Consider the following 20743-nt stretch of genomic DNA (forward strand, 5'->3'; position numbering starts at 1 on the left):
TCAAAAAACGCACAAAAAAACAAATTTAAAAATTTCCTGTATGCCCAAATTTTCCATCTCCCCTATCAGTTTGCTCAAGAGTTTCGGTGTCTACTAGTGTTGCGCTAACAACTGGTTGTATCAGCATTTGTGCAATTCTCATTCCGATTTCAACTTTAAAATCTTCTTTACTTAAATTATACAAAATTACTCCTATTTCTCCACGATAACTTGAATCAATTACCCCACCCATTGATTTTATTGAATATTTTGCAGCCATCCCAGATCGATCCCAAATTAAACCAACATAACCTTCAGGTATTGCAAGTTTTATTCCAGTTTTTATAATTTCTTTTTGTCCTGCAAGAATAATTTTTTCTTCGGTACTTCGAAGATCAAATCCCGCATCACCCGGACGAGCATAAACTGGACTGGGATGATCTTTAGAAAGTTTATTAATTTTAACCTCAACCATTTTTACCTCTTTTTTTAAAAAAAAACTCAATAATTAAATGCCTCGAATTAAAACTTCATCAAAAAACTCTTTTATTGAATTTGACATTGATTCTAATTCTTCAGGAGTATAAGGACAACTTTTTTTGTATTCTTCATTTAAAACTTTTGCATCAAAATTAAATTGTTGCAACACATATCGTTTAGATCCAGATAACCATTCACCAATCTTAATAATATCTTCTTTATTTATGAACTCTTTAACAACTGTTGTTCTAAATTCATATGGTAGATTACTTTGACGTATTATTTCAACACTTTCAATAATTGCATCTTTTCGAAGTGTTGTATTTACTACCAATTCATATTTTTCAATTGGTGCTTTAATATCCATTGCGATAAAATCAATCAATCTTGAGTCTATCAAGTCTTTTAACATTTCAGGATTAGTTCCATTAGTATCTAATTTTACTAAAAGCCCTAAATTCTTAATTTTTCGAATAAGCGCAGGTAATTGAGGGTATAATGTTGGCTCTCCACCAGTTATACAAACTCCATCAACATATTTTTTGTGTTTTTCCATAATTTCCAAAAAGTCTTCTTCAGTTAAATCTGCGGCATTTGAAACTAACTCAGGCAATACTAGTTCAGGATTATGACAATAATGGCACCTAAAATTGCACCCCCCCAAAAATATTGTTGAAACAAGCTTTCCAGGGTAATCGATTAATGAAGTTTTTTGAATTCCTTTTATCATTTTTTTATCACAAAATATATTCAAAGTAGATTTGTTTTTATGTATTTCGGGTCTGTGATTTATATTTCAACAACAAACCACCCAAATCAATAATTAAAACCACACTACAAAATAATAACGCAAACAATTTATACAAACCAAGCATATCCAAATACTAAGAATATACCTAAATCAAATAACACCCATCAAAAATAAATAAAATATAAAAAAAATAGAAAGAAAATATAAAAAAAGTTAATAGAAAAAAATTTTAAATTATTTCAAATTTATTGTGTCGTAATCAAATTTGCTCTTTCGAATTGTGTTGCAGGCAAACCACGATTTCCATGTTTACTACAAACACTGCAACTCTCATCAAATTCAACACGTGCTTTAAATTCTTCTTTTTTACCCACATTCCAATTAGCAATAGGTCTATGATATCCAACTACTCTACTGTACACTTCACATCTTCTGCCACACTTAGCCATTTTATTCACCTCTTTTTTTTCAACTAAACTCTTTTTTTTATCTCTGTAATTTGTCTCACATGATATATTAAATATATATCAAAAATCATTTAAAAAGTTAACTGCTTTGAAATATAACATCAAACCAATTAAAAAATAATTAAAAAATTTTTCCGTCGATGACAACTAATAATTGTAAATAGTTATTACTTTAAAGCAGTCTATTCTGGACCATGTTCATTAACAAAATTAACTCCTGCACTTTCAACACTTATTGGTGCTTGTTCCACAACTTCCGAAGCTTCACTTTCTTGCATTTCATAAGGGCAAGTTTCATGTTTGCCAGGAATATATCCATGATCAGGACATACACTAAATGTAGGAGTTATCGTAAAGTATGGCAACCTAAAATTATACGCAATTCTTTTTACTAATTGTTTACAAGTTTCCGCATCACTAACTCGCTCGCCCAGGAATGCATGAAAAACAGTTCCCCCAGTATACGCGGCTTGCAAATCATCTTGCATTTCTAATGCTTCAAAAATATCTCGCGTATAATCTACAGGCAATTGAGTTGAATTAGTATAATATGGTGTATCTTCTCCAGCACTAAGAATATCTGGAAATCGCTTCTTATCTGCTTTTGCCAATCTATAACTGGTACCTTCTGCAGGAGTTGCTTCTAAATTGTATAAATTTCCGGTTTCTTCTTGAAATTCAGATAATTTTGACTTCATAAAATGAATTATTTCTTTAGCCATAATTACTCCTTCTTTACTAGCAATATTTTTACCAATAAAGTTTAACAAAGATTCATTCATCCCATTAAGACCAATTGTTGCAAAGTGATTATTAAACGTGCCTAAATATCTTTTAGTGAATGGAAATAAACCTTTATCCAAACTACTTGAAACTACTTTTCTTTTAATTTCTAAAGATTCCTTTGCCAGTTCCATAAGTCGCGCAAGTCTTTCAAAATAATCTTCTTTTGAACTTGCAAGATAACCTACTCGAGCAAGATTCATAGTAACAACGCCAATACTCCCAGTCATTTCTGCAGCACCAAAAAGTCCACCACCTTTATTTCTCAAATCTCTCAGATCCATTTGTAATCTACAACACATACTGCGCACATCACCAGGATTTAATTCAGAATTAATAAAGTTTTGAAAATAAGGAATCCCATACTTTGCAGTCATTTCAAAAAGAAGAGTTGCATTTTCACTATCCCAATCAAAATCTTCAGTTATGTTATATGTTGGAATTGGAAATGTAAATATTCTCCCACTAGCATCCCCTTCAATCATACACTCCATAAATGCTTTGTTAATCAAATCCATTTCTTTTTGGCAATCACCAAAAGTAAAATCTGCTTCTTTTCCACCAATAATTGCAGGATTATTTTTTAAGTCAGGAGGACAAACCCAATCAAGTGTTAAATTAATAAATGGAGTTTGTGTTCCCCATCTGCTAGGTGTTGCAATATTAAATAAGAATCTCTGCATTTGTTGTTTAACTTGTTTATAAGTTAAGTTATCAACTTTAATAAATGGTGCAAGATATGTATCAAACGAAGAAAATGCTTGTGCACCCGCCCACTCATTTTGTAACGTACCTAAGAAATTTACCATCTGACCAATAATTGTATCAAAATGTTTTGGAGGAACTGTTTGCAATTTTCCCGCAACACCACCAAATCCTTCTGCAATTAATTGTCTTAAACTCCAACCAGCACAATATCCACTAAACATGGATAAGTCATGAATATGAAAATCACCCTCAATATGTGAGTCTCGAATTTCTTTTGGATAAATATGATTCAACCAATAATTTGCAGTTATTTTTCCTGAAATATTAAGAATAAGGCCGCCAATCGAATATCCAACATTAGCATTTTCATTTACTCTCCAATCACTTCGACTCAAATATTCATTCATTGTTTCTTCAACATTAATCAAAACTTCACTATCTTCACGAGATAATCTTCGTTTTTCTCTGTACAAAATAAATGACTTTGAAACATCCGCATGACCTTCTTCAATTAGAACTTTTTCAATTAAATCTTGAATATTTTCAACTGTCGGCAGGGACCCACCTTTAAAAAAAATATTAAGAATCGCAGTAACTCTTTTTGTTAAAGCTTTTGCTAAATCATAATTATCTAGATTATTAGCCTTCATAGATTTAAAAATAGCACCAGTTATCTTTTCCTCATCAAATAGAACTAATTCACCATCTCTTTTTCTTACTCGTCGAATTTCTTTTAGATAATCCATACTAACAAACCTCTTTTCATCACCTTAATTAATTTTAAATCTTTGAGCACTTAAAACTTGAGCTCAATTAACAAAAACTCGCCTTAAATTCAAGAGAGTTTATTCAATTCCTTCTCAAAATCATCAATATTTGCAAACTCAAGATAAATTGATGCAAATCGCATATATCCAACTTTATCAATTTTCTTTAGTCGCTTTAAAACTGCTCGCCCGATGATTTTTGAAGCAATTTCATTCGCATCTTTTTTACGTATCTCAGATTCAATCTCCAAAGCAGCCTTTTCCAAAACTTCTGTTGAAACAGATCTTTTTTCACAAGCTGTTTGAAATCCTTTGAGTACTTTGTTGCGATCAAACTCTTCGCGAGTTCCGTCACGTTTTATTACCATTAATGTTGCAAGTTCTGCCCGTTCATAACTCGTAAATCGTCTTTCACATTTAAGACACTCCCGTCTTCTTCGAGTGTAGTCTTCATTATCTCTTTTATCAACAACTTTTGTATCTGATTGATTACAATACGGACATAACATAATTTTTTACCAACATATTTTTTACACAAAAAAAGCTCACAAAAATCAGCTAATTTTGAATAATTTTTAATTCTCAGCCCGCCTTAACCACTTTTATGGAAAAGACTTAAACACACAACATCTTGTGATGCCATTTTGAAGTAAACACAACATCTTGTGCATTAACCAAATAAGTAAAAATGATGATATTTAAACTTTTTTGTTTTTTAACAATAAAATTTTGTCATATATTTTAGAAAGAATATACTAGAGAAAGACACCATTTTACAATAGTTCAAAACAAAAAAAGGGCAAAATTCACTAAAAAAACCCTAAAATAAACAGAACAATAAAATAAAATGGTAAAAGAACTTTTTAACCAAAAAAGGAGCGTAAAACAATCTTAAAAATGAATTTAATCAACCAATTTACTTATAAAAAAATACAAATAGAAACACAAAAAAAACACACACAAAAACACAAAAAAAATAAAATAAAATAAAATAACCACAACAGAAAAATATCAAAAATAAAACGCAAATTTAAACTTAGTACTTATTTTAAATTTTTAGAAGTATTCAACTTATCTTTTTTTTGAATTTGTTGAATTTTATAAACTAAATCATTAAGCTCTGCAACTAATTTATCAGAATCAACCCCATGCATTTCAGCTCCTTGTTCAAGAGTTTCAAATGCAGCACCCGCACAACCAACACAATGAAGACCATGTTCAAAAAAAACATTAATAGTTTCAGGAAATTTGGAAATAATTTCACCAATAGTCATAGTTTTAGTTATTGCAGAATCAGATTTATTAGAATTTGTCAACTTATCTTGTTTAGATGTGTTATCATCACTCATTTTTCTTCTATTTTAATACATTGAGCACTACATTGTGCTTCACAAGCTCGACAACCAATACACTCTTTTGGTTTAACAACTTTGCTTTTATTATTTTCCATAACAAATACGTCCATCGGACAAACATCTATACAAGTTTTACATCCAACGCATTTGGATTCATCTACAATAGGAATTGGTTGAGTCATTTAATATACCTCCAGAATAAAAAAATAATATTTTGAAAAAAAAGTCTATTCCTCTTTTTTTTCAGGTTCAGCTTCTACGGAAACATCAGTTGTTGTTTCTGCACTAACTTCTTTAACTTCAGGAACTGCTTTAGCTTCAGTTGTTTCTTTAGCTTCAGGACTTGCTTTAGCTTCAGTTGCTTCTTTAGCTTCAGGAACTGCCTTAGGTTCTGAAACTACTTTAGTTTCAGGAGCAACTGCAGGCCTAACTGGTTTTGGCTTTGCAGGTTTTTTAGAGATAATTTTTGTTAATTTTTCTGCAAGATCTTTAGCTTTTTTAGGATCGTCTTTTAATCTAGCCATAACTCTAATTTCAGTCATTCGAATAGGATGTGTTTTTTTAAGCGTATTTCTTAATGCTTTTTGAAACTTAGTACTAACTAAATCCATAACTAATGTTCTATAGTCGAGTGTTCGTACTAAAGCAAGCACGCTTGCAACAGCCATTTTTCTTAATGCTGTTTTAACTTGAGAAGTTGTTTTTGAATTTGTAATCAGTAATGGTTTAATTCTAATAAGAACGTCATCTTTTGTTAAACAAATAAATGAAATTTCTAATTTATCTTTTTGCCTTCTTACTTTTCGTTTAATCGCAGCAGAAGTTACTTCAAACTTTTTTACTTGAGTATATGCAGTTTCACCTTTAACTTGATCAACTTCGAATACAACATTAGTATTCTGTTTTTGCATATTACCCGTTAATGTCATCAAACTGGTTTTTAAAGTTTTACCAATAATTAAACTAGGATCATTAGTTGGCGTTTCCCCAAGTAAGTACTCGTTGAACTCCTTAGAAGCTAATACTTTAAACCACTTCTTCTTTTTCCATTTATCGACTGTTTTTGTAACCTTTTTGCCTTTTGCCATTTGAATTGACCGAATTATCTATTTATTTATAAGGTTTTTGGAGAAGATGGGGGTATTTAAAGTTTATTGTTAAGACCCAAAAAACAACCCAAATTAGAACCATAAACTCGAAAAATCAACTAAAAACACAATCAAGTCAAACGAAGACTCGCAGAAACTCCAAATGGTTTTAGTTTAACAGAACATATTTTATCATCATATTGTTGATTAAGTTCACTTAATTCTCGCTCAAATTTAGCCTGAACTCGACCATATGCCCTATTCTTAATAATTGAATTACTTATTCTTTGTACGGGTTTTATCAACAACTCAAAAGCAATTCCTCCCAAACCTAAATTAACTGCAACATTCGCTGAGTACTCCAAATTAGAACTTACCACATAGCTCACAACACCCCCAACAAGCGCAGTTAACCCTCCAGCAACAATCAAACCACCAATTCTAGTTAAATTACCATAATTTGATTGCGCCCCATTAACAGAATCACCATATTCAGACTTAGTCTTCATCATCAACCCAACATATGAACGAATATAATCCCCAAAAACTGCACGCAATGGGCTTTTTTGAAGATCCATACGATTTAACATATCATCAACCTGTTCACTAAAAGAATATTCAGACCTAGACACAATATCATCCAAAGAAACTGCTTGTTTACGAAATAACGACTGATGAACTTGTCTCCTCGCAGCACTTAACGTTTTCTCCATAAAATAAGTATCCAGCAAGTAATTTATAAATATAATTATACTCCAGTAAAGACAATAACATCCAAAAAACAAAAAAATTAACCCATTTAAAATTAAAATTTTTCATTAAAATCACGCAATATTATAAACAAACATTTTTAAACATCAAAATCAATAAAGAACCTGGGTGGAAAAATGGTTAGACCTAATCTAGAATGGGAACGGTATAGATATAGGCTACCAAAATCTGGCGCAGAAGTTGAAATTATTCGCGAAATAGTAATGAACGATGACGACTTGAATTTTATGGATTTATCTCGCAAAAATTAAAAAATAATTAAACTTCGATAACTACGACAAAAATTTACAGCAAAATTTAAGCAATTCTAACCACTTTTGGTAACAAATATAGCGTTAGCCTTAAAAAAAATAAATTCTAACCCCTTTTAACGCAAATTCCATTAAAATAGTTTAAAATCTAGTTCTACTAACTAACTATTGGGGCAAAGAATATGAATTTTATAGATAAAGCAACTCTATTAGATGGAATCAAACAAGAATTTGGATTAGTACCAGCAATAGATGAATCAATAACTGAATTTGAGAAAAGAGTATCAGAAACAGTTTCTAAAAAACAAGATCCACTAGAACACATAGTATTAAAATCATTAAAAAGCGCAGGAGTAGTAGCCAATAGAAACACAACACATGAAGTTCAAGATTTATTATACAAATATTTAGGAATACATTCAGGACCATTAGATGCTTTTGAAACAAAACACATGCCTGACGCATTAAACATGGGTGGATTTACAACCGAACAAGAGGATGGAAGTGCAATAATTGTTACACGAGAATTACCAGATAATTCATTCGCAATAGAAGTTAGTAGCACAATCGGACTAGCTTACGTACTGCGAGATACTCTTCCAGAAATTTCTTTTGATCCACTCCAATCGGGAATCGGAAAAGCAATTATTTCTGCAGATTTAAGTTTTTCAGATGATCCTCTCGAAGCTAGATTAAAAAATTATTATTGCATGATTATCGACGAGCTATTCAAAAATAGTGATTTCATAATGTTCCACGAAGGAATACATGCAATTCATCTTAACAATCATAACTACGGTCGTAGAAAAAAAACAAAAAATAAAAAACCAACCAATCCCGAATCAAAATTAAAAAGATTAGCATTAAGTTATAGATTGCCAATAATTGGTTCAATAACCAGAGCTAAAAGATTTAATTTTACAGTAGAAACCGAAGCATTCGCATACAAAGTAGGACTAGATGTTTTTGTTACAGAAATATTAAAAACTGCCACTCAAAATCTAAAAGAAAAATTTGGAATTGAAATTCACCCCGGAGAATTAGATACTGTTGAAAAATTATTAAAACAATATAATAGTAAATTCACTAAAGCAATTATTCGAGAAGGATACCTAAATACATTTAGAGGGTATGGTTTTGCACACAAAAATTATGGAAGTGCCTTGCTCAATGGAATGTATGGCGGAATACTTTTAGGAACTGGAGTTTTACCTCTGCAAATAGTAGGAGGATTAATGCTCATAAAAGGCGCAAATCAAACTTCCAAAATTCCTTTTGCAGCTTATTTTGAAAGAAAAATTGAAAAGTTCGTCGACACACTAGATAGATTATCAGAAGAATATGGTGGAGCCAATAAAGCATTTTATGAAACATTAGGAATGAATTATAGCGAAATAAAAAAACTAGAAAAAACAATTCGATCATCCAAAGTTTAAAACAAAACGTGAAAATAGTAAAAACAACAAAAAATAAAACAAAAGAAATAAAAAAAAATAAATTAATAAAAAAATAAATTTTAATTTGAACTATTAGAAATCTCGCTTAATCTAAAAACCTTATCATTTGTTCTTGCTTCACGTTCAAGTAAAATTCCTACGCTTTGACCCTTAGATCCTATTTTAACAGATGTCCCATTAAATTGAATTGATTTAATTTTTTGTTCAAAAACTCCTGATTTATTTCCTTGAATCATTATAGTATCACCAATTTTCAATTCTTCAGCCAATATTTTAATTTCTGCCACTTGAATTTTTTTATAATAATTTTTAACAAATCCAATAAACTCTTTTTTAATTGTAGATTCACTACCATAATTTTTTGTCCACTCATTTAATGGTTTACCAAGATAAAAACCAGTAGAAAATCCCCTATTATAAACAGTTTTTAATTTACCAACTAATTCTTCTTTTAATTCACCAGAATATTTTCCTTGTGAAATAGCGTCAAGCGCAGATCTATAACAACTAGTAACTAATTTAACATATTCAGGACTTCGACCGCGGCCCTCTATTTTCATAACATCAATAGGTCCAACTAATTTTTCTAAAAATTCAATCGCACATAAATCTTTTGGACTCATAATATAATCTTTTCCTAAAACTAATTCGAATTCTCGATCAATATCTTTAACCAAATATTCTCGTCTACAAGGCTGCAAACAATCTCCCCTATTCGCACTCCGATTAAAAATATCTTGAGATAAAAAACATCTCCCACTCACAGAAACACACATCGCGCCATGAACAAAACATTCAACCTCAACATCCAAATTAGATTCAACAATTTTTTCTTTAATTTGTTTAATCTGTTCAAAACTAAGTTCTCTTGCGAGAATAACTCTTGTCGCACCTAATTTTACAAATTGTTTTACCGATTCAAAATTACTTATTGATGCTTGCGTTGAAACGTGAAAAGGCAATTTAAGTTCAAAACATTTACTTATAACTGAAAAATCCCAACAAATTATTGCATCAATTAAAGCATTTTTTGCACAAAGAAGCACTTGATCTAATTTTTTCAATTCCGAATCATAAATTATCGTATTTACACAAAGATTTGCGCGAACATCATGTTCATGACAAAAACTAACAATTTTGGATAATTCACTTAATTCAAAATTATTCGCATTAACTCGCATATTCAATTCTTTAGTTCCAAAATATACTTCATCACAACCAGATTCTACTGCGGCCCGCAACATTGGCCAATTAGATACAGGACATAACAATTTAGGAATTCTAATTTTTTTAAGATTTTTTACAACCATTCTTAATTTTCCATTTAGCCCAACTCATTTTTAAACTTTTTTAAATAAAACCTCGACCCGAACTCAAAAATCAACTAAAATAAATAAAAATCAACCAAATTTTAACAAAATTTATATACTAAATTGTCATTTTTTATACACAATTTAGACAAATGATAGAAATTAGCACAAAAATTCACAAAGAATTAGCTAAAAATTGTAGAATTTCAGTCTCAAAACTAGCTCGCGCACTCAATATAAGTCGCGACAAAGCAGAAAATGAAATTAAAAAATTAGAAAAAGAAGAAATAATAAAACAATACACAATAAATCTAAATTATAACAAATTAGGATTTGAAACCCACACAATTCTATTAAAATTTAAAAATAGCATAATTGAAAAAGAAATAAACACCGCAGAAAAATTTCTAAAAACAACTCAATACATAACAAAAACTCAAAAGCTCAATGGAGAATGGGATTTATTATTACACATAGTATCAAAAAATTCATCAGATTTACACCAAGCAATAAAACAAATAAAACAAAATATACCCTTAACTAAATTTAAACTATTAACTATAGTATCCGAATACGAATCAAATTTAGAAACAACTCCCTCAAAAACTCAAACAAAAAAAACTCAAATTGATTTAAACTTTGCTCAAAAAAAATTCGAATGCGAAAACTATGAATTAGATCAAATTGATTTAAAATTAATCAAAGCATTAAAAGAAAATTCAAGAGCAAGTATCACCCAAATTTCTAAAACCACCACTCTTAGTCCAAGAATAATAAGTTATCGAATTTCCGAATTAGAAAAAAAACAAATAATAAATTATGAAATTAAACTTAATAAAAAACTAAATCCTCAAAAATATTTATTATTTTTTAATTCAAATACTCTTTCTCAAAATACAATTACAGCTCAAATCGCAATTTCTAAACTATTAAATTTTAACAAAATCACAAAAATTCAAAGCACGATCGGAGATTCAGAATTTATTATAGACATAACTGCAACTGAGTTCTCAGAAATAATCAAACTTAACCAACAAATTAATCAAATCACAAATACAGAGAATCTTCAAATTCTCTTAAAATCTGAAAATAAAAATTTCATCAGAACAATCAAATCAAAATAATCAAGATATAAAATGATAACTTTTGAAACATACGGGGCATTTTTAGGAAGTGAAGGACACGTAATGAATCTCCTAAATAGTTTCATCCCCGAAGAATACAAATTATCTTGGTTAATAATTGCATTCTGCGTAATACTAGCACTATTCGGATTTGAAATTACCAAAAAACATGGATTTTCTAGAGGAGTAATATATTTTGTAATATCTTTATTTTTAATCAACTTTTTACTTCCATATTTTCAAGATTACATAATATATGCCTGCGCATTTGGAATTACTCTACACTTAGTACTTAATTTTAGATATATGCGTAAAACAAATGTGATCATACATTTTATTTTTTTATGGATACTTAGCGCATCATTATTCGGCAATGTACTCGTTTTAGCAATTAGTGCAGTAATCTTTTTTATTTTAGGTTGGATTTTAAGCAAGACTCACGGATCAAAAATGTGGGGGTCACCAAATGAACTTGCAATGATTAAACGACATGGCTTTGATTATAATGATGCAATGATTGCTGCAAAAAAACAAATTGGAATTTTAAGAGATGCAGACGCACGAAGCCATAACTCACTCAAACCTGGATTTGAAAAAGATGTCATTAACGATACAGAAAAAGGATTTCAGAATTTAGGTCGGTTTGAACTTGATGAAATATCAACTCAAATTCACACAATGGCACTTGCTGCAAGTGGAGAAGATATTGCAAACTCAGAAGCTAGAATGATGAATGCAGAGGCGCAATTAGAAAAAAAAGAATTAGGAATTGAAGGTTCACTTGATCAAACATCTCAATCAATAATATCCCAAGCAAAAAAAATATTAAATGCAACTTCTCGTTCTGAAGCAATCGAACTTACAAAAAATGTTTTAGTTCAAGGCATAAAAAAATTATTATCAAACTTATACGATTTAGTAGCAAATCAAGATCATATGGAAAAATATAGAGAAGATGGATTAAAAAATCTTCAAAGTGCAAATTCAGTAATTAAAGAAAGTGCACAAAATACAAGACAATTACAACGCGAAGCAGATAAAATTAATGATAGATTAAGTAAAGTTGGCCTTAAAGAAATTTGGAAAGTCAGACATGAAGTTAGAAAAAGATTAGCTAAATTCATATTAAATTTTATTTTGACAGTGTTTTGGGGCATAACTTTTGCACTTGGATCGATATTAAGACTCATCGGTTTGACTGAAGTTCCATTCAGACTTTTAGGGCGAGGAATAATGAGCTTAGGCAGATTAATATACATACCAGTAGTCGCATTAGTTGTTGCAATAATAGGGTTAATTGCAGCAGGAATAGGACTATATTTTTATTTATCTAGCGGCACTGGTTGGATGTCGTTTATTGGCGCAATTATTGTTTTTGGATTATTTTTATTAGTTCCTATTGGCGGAATAATTATGGGAATTTCATATCCTATGAAAATCATAAGAACTATTGGAGAGAAAATATTTAATAAAGCAAAAACTAAAGTAGCTGAAAAATCAAAACTAGCAAAACAATATGGTAAAGAATATGCTCAGATGAGAATAGAATTAACCAAAATTAACATGATGAAACATGCGTTATGGTTAGTTAAAAGAAAACAAAAAAAACTCATTCATTGGATAGAAAATAAAGCAAAAGAAATAATTACAATTGAAAAAGAATCTGAAAAATTACAACACACCTTATATGCAAATGAAAAACACTACCAGCAAGATTTGAAAAAAGCTCATGAAGCAACAACTGGATTTCAAAGATTTTATAGCTGGGTCATTTCAAAAGCAGATCAAACACTCCCTCAAGAAATTATGAATGAAACTAATGGCCACATAAATAATATATTTACAAGCATTACTCAAATTTGTGAAAGAGCAATTGATGAAAATAAAAATATAATTTTTCCTTTCATTAAAAATACTGCAAAGATTTTAAAGGATGCGTGGGGAATTGAAAGTGCAAAAAAATATTGTGATCGCGCAGTACAAAAATTAGAACAAGGATATTCTCAATTAGATCAGATGTGTCTTGCAGTTGCAGGAGGAGGAAAAGCACAAAAAGTTATTAATTTTCAAGATTTTATTGCAAAAGAAGGAGAAATTAGCAATAAATTTGCAGCAAGAGCAAATAAAGGCGTGGATAATCATTTCAATCGCGCACACAAAGATGTCATGAAAGCAGTTGAAGCAACAAAAGAACAGACTGCTTATTTAGAAAAAGAAAAACAAGGAATGGACTTACGACGCCAAACAGTATTAAACTCAATAGCGCATGTATCAGACGTATTAGTCAAACATGAGACAAAGATCCATAAAGAGTTTACAAAAGATATGGCTAGTGCAATGAAAGGCGTTACAAAAGCAAGTCAAGGAGTTTCAAGAGCTCAAAAAATGGCTAGCGCAAGAGCAGCTTAATAAAACAAAATAATAGTGCCAAAATCATAAAAACAAAAAAATAACAACCAAATACCCAAGAAAAACAAATTAGTTACAAAAGAAAAACAAACAATTACAAAATAAGAACAAAAAAATAACAACAATAATAAAATACAAAAAACAAACAAGAATTTAATTATTCTAAAAATTCTATGTCATCAACTATTCCATCACTATCTAAATCTACACCTTCAACTACTTTTGCTAAAATTTTACGTTTGTAAATATTGCCTGCACGCACTTCTTTAAAATTTTTCAAAAAAGCGATTATTGCAGCGCGAGTTCCAGAGTATCTTTTTCCAGCAACAACCAATATTTTTTTATCATTAGCAAATGGATTATCACATTTCACAATAATTCCCGTTTCATCACTAACATATTCTTTTTTAGATATTTTTGAAAAAACTACCTTTTCTTTAAACCGAACTGGCAAATAATCATTAAATTTAGCCATAGTTTTATTGACTATTGGACCGCCAATAATTATTAAATTTTGTTTTAAATCAACTTCGCGCGTTTCAGTATCTAATTTAACATTATAACCAGGCACATAATTTAGAAATGTTCCTAAAAATAATGCTAAATCCATCCCATAATATCCATCTCTACTCCTAGCTTTATCAGGACCATGCGGATCAGGACTTCCAACAATAATTAACGCATCAAGTTTACCATCAACGATAAATGGTTCTAAAAAAGAATGTGCATCACTACTAATTTTAGAAAATTTTTGAGTTTCATCAAATTCTTTAAATCTCAAAACAAATGCAGGTTCAGATAATTGATAATATCTTGCAGTAGCCCCTTGTTTATTTTCTTCAAAAACAACCTTAACAAAACCATTTTGTTCGAGCTTTCTGATATGATAATATATTTTCTGTTCATGCTGTTTTAATTTTTTTGCAATTTGTGCAGGATACAAAGGAGTGATCGCAATAGTTTTCATTATATCTAAAGCTAATTGAGAGATATTTTTAGCACCTTCAATACTTATTTCCTTAACAGGAAGAGAATACAACATTTCTTTCTTTTGATTCACTAAAAACATACAACCCCCTAACAAAACCACTAAAAATATTTTTTTAGCAATACAAAGACTATTTTAATAACACTTATATATAAAACTTTCTCAAACAAACACTTCACAAAAAAATCAACATAACAAACAAAACACAACACAAACACAACACAAACACAACAACAAAAAATAAAAATAACTAACGGTGATAGAAATGTGCGGAATAATAGGGTATATGGGCGAAGAAGCTGCACTCCCAATAATAATAGAAGGTTTACAAAAATTAGAATATAGAGGATATGATTCTTTTGGATTTGCAATAGAAAACGATTTACATATTCAAACTCAAAAATTTATTGGATCCATAACTGAAAATAAAAGTTTAATTTCAAACATAACTGGTAACACAGGTATAGGTCATACAAGATGGGCGACACATGGACCAGTTTGTAAAAAAAATGCACACCCACACCTAAGTTCAAATAAAAAATTTATAATTGTCCACAATGGAATAATTGAAAATTTCGAAGAAATTAAATCAAATCTTAACAAAAAAGGATTCGAATTTTATGGAGATACAGACACAGAAGTAATAGCAAAATTAATAGAAGAAAAATATAACCAATGTCAAAATGTCAAACAAGCAATTCAACAATCATTAGATTTAATTAAAGGTGCTTATGCAATTGCAGTAGTTAATGAAATAAATCCCAACAACATTTTTTTAGCTTGTAAAGATGCACCGTTAAAATTAGGGATATCTGATACTGGAATATATTTTGCTTCAGATCCAATAGGATTTTTACGCCACACAAATCAAGTAATAACTTTAGAAGACAATGATTTCGTCGAGATCAATAATAAAACTTACACAATAACCAATAATGGAGAAGTTATTCAACGAAATATAAATAATATAGAATGGCAACAAAAAACCGCTGAAAAAAATGATTTTAATCATTTTATGTTAAAAGAAATTCATGAACAATCAAAAAATTTAAAAAATGTTTTTCAAAATTCAAATACCACAATTAATAATATTAAACAACTACTAAAAAACGCAAGAAGAGTTTTAATAATTGGTTGTGGAACTGCATATCATGCAGGACTTGTTCTAAAAAATAAGTTACTCTCAAAAGGAATTATTGCAGAATCAATAATTGCATCAGAGTTTGAACAATATAAAACGCTAACAAAAGATGATGTTATTGTTACTTTTTCTCAGAGTGGCGAAACTGCAGATCTTTTAGAAGTCCTAAAAAATATTAAAAAAGAAAAAAAGTGCAAAGTAATCACAATAACTAATGTAGTGCAATCAACAATAACTAGATTTAGTGATGAAGTTATATACCTCAATCAAGGACCTGAAATTGGCGTTGCATCAACAAAAGCATACACAGGAATGATTGCAGCAATCGAATTACTAATTTGTGAAAATCCTCTTGATTTCCAAACACAAATAATCAAGCAACAAGAAATAATAGCCCAAATAATTTCAAAGCAAAAAAAACAACTCAAAATTATTAGTGAAAAATTAGTCGCCGCACAAGATATTTATCTTATTGGTAGAGGGAAAAATTTAGTTACTGCTCTTGAAGGCGCGCTAAAAATCAAAGAAATTTCTTATATTCATTCTGAAGGAATGGCTGCAGGAGAACTTAAACATGGAACGCTTGCATTAATTGAAAAAGGAGTTCCCGTAATAGTTATAGCCCCAACAGATGAGAAATTTGCAGAAACAATTTCAAATGCACTTGAAATAAAAAGCAGAGGTGGAAAAATTATTGGAATTAGTGACAAACCAAACAATGCATTTGATGAATTCATAGAAATTCCAAAAACTAAATTTCAAGAAATAACTACAATTATTCCATTGCAAATGATTGCATACAATCTTGCGATTAAAAAAGGATTCAATCCAGATAAACCAAGAAATCTTGCAAAAAGTGTAACAGTAAAATAAAAACCAACTAAACAATCAATAAAAATAAAAAAGCAACATATTATTTTAAATTATTAATTTTTGTATTATTTAAATTTTTTATTATCTTCTTTTTTTAATCTTAAAACCGAAACATGTTTTTCTATTTTTTGTAACGCAATCAATACATCATCCTCAAACAATACCAAATCAAAGTTTTTATCCTTAAAAAAATGTTCATATTTGATATCATAATAATCTTTTAATAAAATTTTCAATCCGGCAGTAATTTTATCAGGTTCATACGAAGAAATTAAAGAAATTATTTCTAAAACTTTATTTTTACCCATTATTTTTACAAATAACTGGGAATTTTTAGTAATTTCAACAAATTCATTAATTTTATTTTTATTGTCACAATAATCATCTAAAAATCTTTGAGCTCGTCTGTCAAGAGACGCATCAAGTCTTATTTGAACTCCAGATTTAAATAGTGCATAAAAAAAATCAGGAATTACAACTCGCCCAATACGCTTACTTTCTCCTTCAACTAAAATATAATCCACATCTTTTAATTCTTCAATTTTGTCAAGAAATATTGCTTCAAATAATTTTTGAGATCTTGGTTTAAAACCGAGTGCACCATAAACACTACTTCTATGTTGAGCAATGCCTTCTAAATCAATCATATGGAGATTAGTTTTGTTTAACAATTCAGTTTTCCCACTCAATCCCATCCCATAAATAATGATAAGTCTGGGTTTCAACTTATAAGAACTAATTTTTTTTCTTACAAAATGACGATATGCCTTAACTCCTTTTTCTAATTGAAAAACATCAAATCCATTCATTTCAAGAAATTGTACAACTGATTTTGAACGAAGACCTCCTCTCCAACAATAAATAATTATTTTTTTTTGTTTAAATTTAGAAAAAGTTAATAACAAATCATCCAATTTAGGTTCTACAAATTCAAGTCCTTTCTCAATAGCAAGATTAAGTCCACTTTTAGTAAATATTGTGCCAACTTCTGCACGTTCCAAATCATCTAAAATAGGTATGTTTATTGATCCTGGAATTCTATCTAATTCCCATTCAGAGGGACTCCTTACATCAACTAAAACATAATCATCTTGTTTTTTAACCTCAAAAACAAAACTTGCTTTAATTGTTTTAAATTTTTTATTTATTTTAAAAAAATGCATAATAAAGAAATAAACTCTTCACTCAAGATTACATTTCTTCTGGCGCTTCAATAGCTAACAGATGTAATCCTTCTTTTAATATTATTTTTGTTGATTCAACTAAACGGATTCTTGCAGCAGTTAATTTTTTATCATCACTAATCACTTGACATTTATGATAAAACTCATTAAACATTTGTGACAATTGTATCAAAAACTGCGCCATCATACTAGGTTTATGACTTTTTGCAGCATCGAGTATTACTTGAGGAAATGTGCCTAATTGTTTTACCAAATTAAATGCAGACTCTGATTCTAAAAGGGAATAATCAATATCAGTTTCAACCGCACAATCATATTTTCGCAAAATAGAACAACATCGTGCGTATGCATATTGAACATAAGGCCCAGTTTCTCCTTCAAAACTTATTGATTCTTTCGGATCATATACCATGTCTTTATGTGAATCAATTTTTAGTATAAAAAATCGCAAAGCTCCTTGAGCAATTTTTATGGCGCGAGAATTAATTTCTTCTTCACTTAATTCTTTATGTCGCTTAACAATTTCAGTTCGAGCCATCTGTTCTAATTGATCAAGTAATTCATCTGCATCAACTACTGTTCCTTCTCGAGATTTCATCTTACCATCAGGTAAATTAACCATCCCATATGCCATATGATACAAATTTTTTGCAAATTTAAACCCAATTTTTTCAAGAACTTCAAATAAAACTTTAAAATGATAATTTTGTTCGGTTGCAACAACATAAATTATTTTATCCATATCATAATCTTCATATCTTGCTTTTGCAGTAGAAATATCTTGAGTTACGTAAACAGACGTTCCATCTGCTCTTAATAGTACTTTTTCACCATATCCCTCTTTGGTTAAATCAATAATAATGCAACCGTCGGAATTTTTAGTAAACAAGCCATTTTCAAACCCTTCAATCACAATCTGTTTTCCTCGCTCGTATTGATCGCTTTCAAAATATGATTTTTCTGCAACAAAATTTAATCTCGCGTAAGTTTGATTCATTCCATCTAATGACCATTTTTTCATTTTTGCCCATAATGCTCTAACTTCCGGATCGCCAGCTTCCCATTTTCTTAGCATTTCTCTTGCTTCCTCTTCAAGTTCAGGCATTTCTTTTAATTTTTGGGAATACAAAACATAATATTTCCCAACAAAATGATCTGTTTTAACATCTGGTTCTTGATTGTTCCCAAATTTTTGATATGCAAGCATAGATTTACAAATATGAATTCCACGATCATTAACAATATCTACGTGAGTAACAGAATTTCCTGATTTTTTTAAAATATTAATAATACTCGCACCCAAGAATACATTTCTTAAATGTCCCAAATGTAGAGGTTTATTGGTATTTGGTCCAGGACTCTCAACTAAAATTTTACTTGATAAATTTCCAGTACCAAAATTTTCTTTTTGATCCTGTATTTTTTTAATTAATGAATTTATAAGTTGAGTTTTATTAACGAAGAAATTTAAATATGGCCCGACATTTTTCACACTAGATAATAATTCATTTTTTTCAAGATTAATTTTTTTAACTAATTCTTCTGAAATAGCTTGTGGTGCTTTTTTAAATTTTGCAGCCAAAGAAAAACATGGAACTGCATAATCACCCAGTTTAGTATCAGGAGGTATTTCTATTAAACTTAATTCTACGCAAATCTCATTTTGTTTCAATATTTTCTGTATCTCTTGTTTGAATAAGTCCATTTGAATCACTAGTCTTAATTAAAATAAAATTAAATTTTTAAATTATTGTTTTTTCTTTGTATGTTTTGGTACGTGCGCAGCAGAATGTGTTTGGTGCGCAGGATGTGTTGAATGAATTTGATGATTAGGAGATTGCATTTTATCATTTACTTGTTTTAATTCATGTTTAATTTCCACAAGTAATTGAGTAAGTTGTTTATATTCTTTAAATCTTAAATATAACAAAATTAAGTATACTCCAAAGATTCCCCCAATTAACCCACTTAGTACTTTAGTAAAAAGTCCTATAGTTCTTGTTAACGGCTCAAACATTGCACCAAAAATTCCTGATGGATCCATCTTATTTACCTCTTTTTTAAATTAAACAAATTTGAATCAATTATTAATAAATTATAATATCAATCTAATAAACTAAACTAATTCTAGAGTATTTATTAAGTTTTTGCCTAAATAATCATAAATCAAACTAATTAATCGAAGGATATCAAAACTAGTGTACAAAATAATATACACCTAAAAAAAACAACCAACATTTATAAATTAAAACATTTCTTTCAAATATTATGATTATAACAATAACCGGAGCACTAGGATCTGGAAAATCCACAGTTGCAAAACTCATTGCAAAAAAACTTAATCTCAATCATTATTCTACTGGAGACTTCATGCGAGAAATTGCAACAAAAAGAAATCTAACAATTTTAGGTTTAAATCAACAAGCAGAAACTGATAAAACTATTGACAAAGAACTTGATGATAGACAAATAAATTTGGGAAAAACAGAAGATAATTTCATTATTGATGCGCGCATCGGTTGGTTTTTCATCCCCCATTCAATAAAAATTTTCTTAGATGTTACCGATAACGAAGCTGCTAGAAGAATTTTTGAAGCAAATCGCAATGAAAAAAAATATAATACCAGCATTAACGAAACATTAGAAAACATAAAAAAAAGAAAAGAATCAGAAGTTAAAAGATTTAAAGAATTTTATAATATCGACTATTACACTAAATCAAACTATGATTTGGTAATTGACACAACAAAAATATCCCCAGAACAAGTTGTTGAAAAAATATTAAATTTTATTAAACAACAAAAATAATTACAACCAACAATAACTATAAGTATGAACAACAATAAATAATTACGAA

Annotated in this window: 19 protein-coding genes; 5 read left to right on the forward strand and 14 right to left on the reverse strand. The window is 29.5% G+C overall.

Annotated elements, in window-relative coordinates; translation table 11 throughout:
• Positions 1-25: 25 nt before the first annotated feature.
• From dut to HN587_04145, 9 genes are all read right to left on the reverse strand, one after another.
• Positions 26-454 (reverse strand): dUTP diphosphatase, encoded by a 429-nt coding sequence (gene dut, locus HN587_04105; GenBank protein MBT7903025.1) that lies wholly within the window; start codon positions 452-454, stop codon positions 26-28.
• A 33-nt stretch (positions 455-487) separates the two neighbouring features.
• Positions 488-1189: an anaerobic ribonucleoside-triphosphate reductase activating protein gene (locus tag HN587_04110; GenBank protein MBT7903026.1), complete on the reverse strand. Its 702-nt coding sequence runs from the start codon at positions 1187-1189 to the stop codon at positions 488-490.
• Between the two features lie 266 nt (positions 1190-1455).
• Complete coding sequence (locus HN587_04115; protein ID MBT7903027.1) at positions 1456-1659, reverse strand: hypothetical protein; 204 nt, start codon at positions 1657-1659, stop codon at positions 1456-1458.
• A gap of 200 nt (positions 1660-1859) precedes the next feature.
• Positions 1860-3914, reverse strand: coding sequence for a ribonucleoside triphosphate reductase (locus HN587_04120; GenBank protein MBT7903028.1), 2055 nt, complete (start codon positions 3912-3914; stop codon positions 1860-1862).
• Positions 3915-4003: 89 nt separating this feature from the next.
• On the reverse strand, positions 4004-4444 hold the full coding sequence (nrdR, locus tag HN587_04125; GenBank protein ID MBT7903029.1) for a transcriptional repressor NrdR: 441 nt from the start codon (positions 4442-4444) through the stop codon (positions 4004-4006).
• A 534-nt stretch (positions 4445-4978) separates the two neighbouring features.
• Positions 4979-5209: a DUF1858 domain-containing protein gene (locus HN587_04130; GenBank protein MBT7903030.1), complete on the reverse strand. Its 231-nt coding sequence runs from the start codon at positions 5207-5209 to the stop codon at positions 4979-4981.
• 71 nt (positions 5210-5280) lie between these two features.
• Positions 5281-5472: a 4Fe-4S binding protein gene (locus HN587_04135; GenBank protein ID MBT7903031.1), complete on the reverse strand. Its 192-nt coding sequence runs from the start codon at positions 5470-5472 to the stop codon at positions 5281-5283.
• Positions 5473-5517: 45 nt separating this feature from the next.
• A complete protein-coding gene (locus HN587_04140) occupies positions 5518-6378 on the reverse strand; it encodes a hypothetical protein (GenBank protein MBT7903032.1) in 861 nt (286 codons plus the stop codon).
• Positions 6379-6509: 131 nt separating this feature from the next.
• Complete coding sequence (locus HN587_04145; GenBank protein MBT7903033.1) at positions 6510-7091, reverse strand: hypothetical protein; 582 nt, start codon at positions 7089-7091, stop codon at positions 6510-6512.
• Positions 7092-7582: 491 nt separating this feature from the next.
• Here HN587_04145 and HN587_04150 point away from each other — a divergent pair, with 491 nt between their 5' ends.
• A complete protein-coding gene (locus tag HN587_04150; protein MBT7903034.1) occupies positions 7583-8836 on the forward strand; it encodes a hypothetical protein in 1254 nt (417 codons plus the stop codon).
• Between the two features lie 80 nt (positions 8837-8916).
• On the opposite strand, the gene HN587_04155 is transcribed toward HN587_04150, so the two are convergent.
• On the reverse strand, positions 8917-10167 hold the full coding sequence (locus HN587_04155) for a U32 family peptidase (protein MBT7903035.1): 1251 nt from the start codon (positions 10165-10167) through the stop codon (positions 8917-8919).
• A gap of 152 nt (positions 10168-10319) precedes the next feature.
• Here HN587_04155 and HN587_04160 point away from each other — a divergent pair, with 152 nt between their 5' ends.
• Together HN587_04160 and HN587_04165 are read left to right on the forward strand one after the other, a co-directional pair.
• Complete coding sequence (locus HN587_04160; GenBank protein ID MBT7903036.1) at positions 10320-11291, forward strand: AsnC family transcriptional regulator; 972 nt, start codon at positions 10320-10322, stop codon at positions 11289-11291.
• A 12-nt stretch (positions 11292-11303) separates the two neighbouring features.
• Entirely contained in the window at positions 11304-13700 is a 2397-nt protein-coding gene (locus HN587_04165; GenBank protein ID MBT7903037.1) for a hypothetical protein, read from the forward strand.
• 157 nt (positions 13701-13857) lie between these two features.
• Here the strand turns inward: HN587_04165 and HN587_04170 are convergent, their stop codons facing one another.
• Positions 13858-14769: an S-layer protein gene (locus HN587_04170; protein ID MBT7903038.1), complete on the reverse strand. Its 912-nt coding sequence runs from the start codon at positions 14767-14769 to the stop codon at positions 13858-13860.
• A gap of 184 nt (positions 14770-14953) precedes the next feature.
• Here HN587_04170 and glmS point away from each other — a divergent pair, with 184 nt between their 5' ends.
• Positions 14954-16702, forward strand: a complete 1749-nt coding sequence (gene glmS, locus HN587_04175; protein MBT7903039.1) for a glutamine--fructose-6-phosphate transaminase (isomerizing) — start codon at positions 14954-14956, stop codon at positions 16700-16702.
• A gap of 65 nt (positions 16703-16767) precedes the next feature.
• Here glmS and mnmH read toward each other — a convergent pair whose 3' ends face one another.
• From mnmH to HN587_04190, 3 genes are read right to left on the reverse strand one after another with little or no spacing between them, the layout of a single operon-like run.
• Entirely contained in the window at positions 16768-17865 is a 1098-nt protein-coding gene (gene mnmH, locus HN587_04180) for a tRNA 2-selenouridine(34) synthase MnmH (protein ID MBT7903040.1), read from the reverse strand.
• A 28-nt stretch (positions 17866-17893) separates the two neighbouring features.
• Positions 17894-19591 carry an arginine--tRNA ligase gene (gene argS, locus HN587_04185; GenBank protein MBT7903041.1) on the reverse strand — a complete coding sequence of 566 codons (1698 nt, stop codon included), beginning with the start codon at positions 19589-19591 and terminating at the stop codon, positions 17894-17896.
• 42 nt (positions 19592-19633) lie between these two features.
• Positions 19634-19930, reverse strand: coding sequence for a hypothetical protein (locus tag HN587_04190; protein ID MBT7903042.1), 297 nt, complete (start codon positions 19928-19930; stop codon positions 19634-19636).
• A gap of 224 nt (positions 19931-20154) precedes the next feature.
• On the opposite strand from HN587_04190, the gene HN587_04195 reads away from it, so the two are divergent.
• Positions 20155-20694, forward strand: coding sequence for an AAA family ATPase (locus tag HN587_04195; protein MBT7903043.1), 540 nt, complete (start codon positions 20155-20157; stop codon positions 20692-20694).
• Positions 20695-20743 lie beyond the last annotated feature (49 nt).

This window comes from Candidatus Woesearchaeota archaeon (genome assembly GCA_018675335.1).
GTDB lineage: Archaea > Nanobdellota > Nanobdellia > Woesearchaeales > UBA11576 > JABJCP01.